Below are 840 nucleotides of genomic sequence, written 5' to 3' on the forward strand. Positions count from 1 at the left end.
AGTCGTTCTGCCTGTTTCAGCATGAGACAGACGAAGGCGACCATATGAAGTCCTGCCAGCGTGCTGGCATAACGTTCGTAATCCTTGACCAGGCGCCGACAGCGCGTCGCCCAGGCGAAGGACCGCTCCACCACCCAGCGACGCGGCAGCAGGACAAACCCGCGTTTGGCCTCGGGCGCCTTGACCACCTCCAGGGCGATACCGTGTTCCTGGGCCGCGTCCGCCGCCCGCGCGCCGGTGTAGCCCTGATCGACGAAGCCCGTCTCGACGCTTCCGCCCGTCTCCGTTTGCACCGCGCCGGTCAGGCGATCGACCTCGCCGCGATCGTCGGCATCGGCCGGGGTGACATGCAGCGCCACCACGTGGCCGGGCGTGTCTACCGCCAGATGCACCTTCGAACCCCGCTTGCGCTTGGCCCCGTCGTAGCCCGCCCGCTCGCCGCTCTCGGGCGAGGACCGCAGCGTTCGGCTGTCCAGGATCACCGCCGACGGCTCCGGCTCCCGGTCCCCCGCTATCCGTAGAACCGCCCGCAGGTCCCCGGCCACATCGGTGAAGCACTCCGCAGCCAGCCAGCGCTGCGTCTGCTGGTACACCGCCGCCCACGGCGGCAGGTCGTGCGGCATGAACCGCCACGGCGCCCCCGTCTTCACGATGAACCGCAAGCCGTTGAACACCTCCCGCAACTCGTGGTCGCGCTGACCTGAACTCTCCCGCAACAACGCCAGATACGGCGCAACCAGCGCCCATTCCTCATCGGACACGTCAGAGGGATAGCCGGCACGACCTGCGCTCATGCCCAAAAACGCAAACCACACCCTTTCAGTTCATAACAGCCTCTAG

At 67.3% G+C, this 840-nt stretch carries 1 protein-coding gene; it reads right to left on the reverse strand.

Translation table 11 applies throughout. The annotated features are described in order from the left end of the window. On the reverse strand, positions 1–794 hold a 794-nt coding region (locus FV234_RS25900; RefSeq protein ID WP_147832453.1), incomplete at its 3' end, for an IS5 family transposase. Positions 795–840: the final 46 nt, after the last annotated feature.

Origin of the sequence: Methylobacterium sp. WL8 (genome assembly GCF_008040045.1) — a bacterium.
GTDB classification, from domain to species: Bacteria; Pseudomonadota; Alphaproteobacteria; order Rhizobiales; family Beijerinckiaceae; genus Methylobacterium; species Methylobacterium cerastii.